Annotated in this window: 6 protein-coding genes; 4 read left to right on the top strand and 2 right to left on the bottom strand. The window is 65.0% G+C overall.

Annotated features, from left to right (window positions below; all coding sequences use genetic code 11):
• A partial coding sequence (locus tag ABF401_RS06915; RefSeq protein ID WP_353508809.1) for a Txe/YoeB family addiction module toxin occupies window positions 1–143 on the top strand: 143 nt, incomplete at its 5' end.
• A gap of 327 nt (window positions 144–470) precedes the next feature.
• Here the strand turns inward: ABF401_RS06915 and ABF401_RS06910 are convergent.
• Window positions 471–734, bottom strand: coding sequence for a type II toxin-antitoxin system RelE family toxin (locus tag ABF401_RS06910; protein ID WP_353508807.1), 264 nt, complete (start codon window positions 732–734; stop codon window positions 471–473).
• Window positions 731–991, bottom strand: coding sequence for a type II toxin-antitoxin system prevent-host-death family antitoxin (locus ABF401_RS06905; RefSeq protein ID WP_353508806.1), 261 nt, complete (start codon window positions 989–991; stop codon window positions 731–733). The genes ABF401_RS06910 and ABF401_RS06905 overlap by 4 nt, the downstream gene beginning before the upstream one ends.
• Before the next feature lie 824 nt (window positions 992–1,815).
• Between ABF401_RS06905 and ABF401_RS06900 the strand changes: the two genes are divergently transcribed.
• The 3 genes from ABF401_RS06900 to ABF401_RS06890 all read left to right on the top strand — a co-directional run.
• On the top strand, window positions 1,816–2,418 hold the full coding sequence (locus ABF401_RS06900; RefSeq protein WP_353508805.1) for a class I SAM-dependent methyltransferase: 603 nt from the start codon (window positions 1,816–1,818) through the stop codon (window positions 2,416–2,418).
• 129 nt (window positions 2,419–2,547) lie between these two features.
• Window positions 2,548–2,805, top strand: a complete 258-nt coding sequence (locus tag ABF401_RS06895; RefSeq protein ID WP_353508804.1) for a type II toxin-antitoxin system Phd/YefM family antitoxin — start codon at window positions 2,548–2,550, stop codon at window positions 2,803–2,805.
• A gap of 1 nt (window position 2,806) precedes the next feature.
• Window positions 2,807–2,938: type II toxin-antitoxin system YoeB family toxin (locus ABF401_RS06890; RefSeq protein WP_353508808.1), on the top strand; the 132-nt coding region annotated here is incomplete at its 3' end.

The following is a 2,938-nucleotide window of genomic DNA, read 5'->3' as shown; positions in this document are numbered from 1 at the left end:
ACGAAGGCATCGGCAAGCCTGAGGCGCTCAAACACGACTTCGCCGGCTACTGGTCCCGTCGAATCACCGACGAGCATCGCCTCGTCTACAAGATCGCCGGAGATGAGGTGCGCATTGCCGCGTGCCGGTATCACTACGGGTAGCCGCTCGGTCTGCGGCAGAAGAGGACGATTCCGCCTAGAGTCGCGGCATGGCTGTGCATGACGGCTACGAGCTGATTGGACATGGTCCCGCTGCCACGGGCGCACCCACAGGGTGGTCGATGAGGCCCGACCTGTTGGCCCAGTGCCCCCGGTGCCGTGAGTTCCTCTCACTTGACCCCAGTGAAACGGCCTCCTGCTCTTGCGGTTCCTTGCAGAAGGACTCTGACGTAGGCAGATTCGGGACCACGTTCGGCGACGACCGAATCGCGATCTACCGTCCACGCTGACGGATCGCGGCATGACAGTGCATCGACTGGTTGATCACGGTCAGCGGCGCCTGTAGATCTCTCTGCGGTGGCCGACAGAAAGCACCAGTACGAGCAGCACACCATCGTTGACCTCGTACACGATTCGGTAGTCGCCGGTCCGCACCCGCCACTCACCCTCGCCGCCGACGAGCTTCTTCGCACCGGCGGGTCGCGGGTCCTGGCCGAGCAGTTCGACGGCCGCCTGCACACGGCGGCGTGCATCACCATCGAGCTTACGCAGTTGACGGGCAGCGCCAGGGCTGAGCTCGATCCGGTATGTCATGCCAAGCCGAGGTCCGCCTTGACCTGCTCCCACGGGATGGTGCCCTCGTCAGCGATCTCCGTACGAGCAGCGCGTGCCGCCTCGATGTCCGCAAGGTCCTCGGCTGCCGCGATGAGGTCGTCGAGGTCGTCGGCGTCGATCACGGCAGCCACGCGCTTGCCACGACGTGTCAGGTATACCGGGTGGTGCCGCACCCGGGCCTCGTCGACGACGTCGGCCAGACGCGCTCGAGCGTCAGACACGGTCAGTTCAGTCATGCCTCAAGTGTGCGCGGCAATTGCTGAGATGTACATTTCAGCGCTCGGTCGCAGCCACGCCCATGGCACCGTCGATCACTCACAAATTCTCGATGAGCGTCTCCCGCTCGTCGGCATTATGTGGGTGAGATTGCGGCCCTCAGGGGCATCGCTGTTTCGGGAGGCGCGAGCAAGGTGGGCGCTGAACGCCCTCGTCGTCTTGTGGGAGGGAGTGGTTCAGCCTGGCCGGCCGGGCAGTGGGGAAAGCACTTGGTGGGACAGGTCGGCCTGCTGGGCTGCTCGATGAGTCCGACCTCGCTGTGGGTGAGCCGCCCGGCAGCCGCTGGGAGGCGTGCCAGGACTGGAGTACAGCAGCGGGACTTCGTTGAATGCAGCCAACTTCGACGACGAAGCGGATGCTTGGTGGAAATCGCCGGCTCTGGACAACGGTCCGCCGACGGCCTCGCACGGACAGAACCCGGCACGTCATGCCACCCGTTCTCGCCGAACCCAAGCGGAGCCTCGTAGAGCACGCTCCGTGCGACCGATCCCGCCTGCGAAGGGCGAGCACCAGCCCGACCCGATGGACCCACACCCCCCGTCGGAGCCACTGCCAGGCAATCAGTGGCCAAGGTGCGGTCATCGGCTACCAGCTCGTTCGTTGGAGCTGGCCGACCGCTCATGGTCGCATGAGTGTCAGGACCTCAATCGCGCACGAAACGCGGCATGGCCGAACGTCCCGTCCTCAACGCGGCAAATGACGGTGTCACCGGGTTTCCGGTTTCGACACGCTGCCTTGGTTTCGACACCTGCGGCGGTCGGGCCTCTCTCCTAAGATCGGCGCGGTGAAGGCGAGCGATGTTCAGCAGGCGTACTCCTCCGTGTCTCACCTGTACATCGATTGCTTCGGGTCTGGGCAGTATGAGCACCCCGACGACCTGCGCCTGATGGACCGGCACCTGGGGCACCTGACTGGCCCGGTCCTCGACGTTGGCTGCGGTCCGGGGCACCTGACGGGCTACCTGAGCTCCCGGTGCCCGGATGTCACGGGGATCGACATGGTGCCTGAGTTCATTGCCCACGCCCGCCAAGCTCACCCGACCGCCAGATTCGAGCTCGGCTCGATCGCCAGCCCGACATGGGCGGACGGCTCGGTGGCTGGCGTGCTGGCGTGGTACTCGCTCATCCATTTCGAATCATCCGAGCTGGACGATGCGCTCGCCGAGATTCGACGAATCTTGGCGCCTCGTGGGGTTCTGGTCGTGGGCTTCTTCGAGGGTCCGCGTTGTGAGCCATTCGAGCACAAGGTCATCAGGGCATATCGGTGGCCGGTTGACGAGATCGCGCGCCGACTGGCCACGTCGGGCTTCATCGAGTTGGAGCGGCTTCAACGGCCCGGGGACGGGGAGCGACGGGCACATGGCGCCATCGTGGTCGCGGCTGCATAGCGGAAAGTGGCGTGGCCTCGCGTATGGGAGGAGCGACAGCACTCGGCGCGGCAGATGAGTGCATGTCCCGACAGGCCGCTGGTCACGCACTCCGGCCAGGACGTACACTTTTCTGTACAGGAGGCGATCATGAAGACCATGAGCTACACCGAGTCACGCGCCCGCTACGCCGAGGTGCTCGACTCTGTCACCAACGACCGCGAGGAGGTCGTCATCACCCGTGCCGGGCACGCCCCCGTCGTCATCGTCTCCCTCGAAGACTACGAGTCCCTCCGGGAAACCGCCTACCTGATGCGTTCACCGGCCAACGCCCGACGTCTGCTCGACGCGATGGAGCGTCTCGAGGCGGGTCGAGGGCAGGCCCACAACCTGATCGAGACCGACTGAGGTGCTGCTCGTTTGGGACGAGAACGCCTGGGACGACTACCTGTGGTGGCAGGCGCAGGACGGCAAGGTGCTCAAGCGAATCAACGCGCTGCTCGTCGACATCAAACGCAATGGCAACGAAGGCATCGGCAAG

Origin of the sequence: Intrasporangium sp., from assembly GCF_040414665.1 — a bacterium.
Lineage (GTDB): Bacteria > Actinomycetota > Actinomycetes > Actinomycetales > Dermatophilaceae > Intrasporangium.
Note: the sequence above shows the minus strand (reverse complement) of the source record. Positions and strands in the feature narration are given on the sequence as shown.

What these genes read in the sequence shown, in the direction of transcription:
- ABF401_RS06895 (WP_353508804.1), top strand. Translation starts at nt 2,548, where the DNA reads ATGAAGACCATGAGCTACACCGAGTCACGCGCCCGCTACGCCGAGGTG.
- ABF401_RS06910 (WP_353508807.1), bottom strand. Translation starts at nt 734, where the DNA reads ATGACATACCGGATCGAGCTCAGCCCTGGCGCTGCCCGTCAACTGCGT.
- ABF401_RS06905 (WP_353508806.1), bottom strand. Translation starts at nt 991, where the DNA reads ATGACTGAACTGACCGTGTCTGACGCTCGAGCGCGTCTGGCCGACGTC.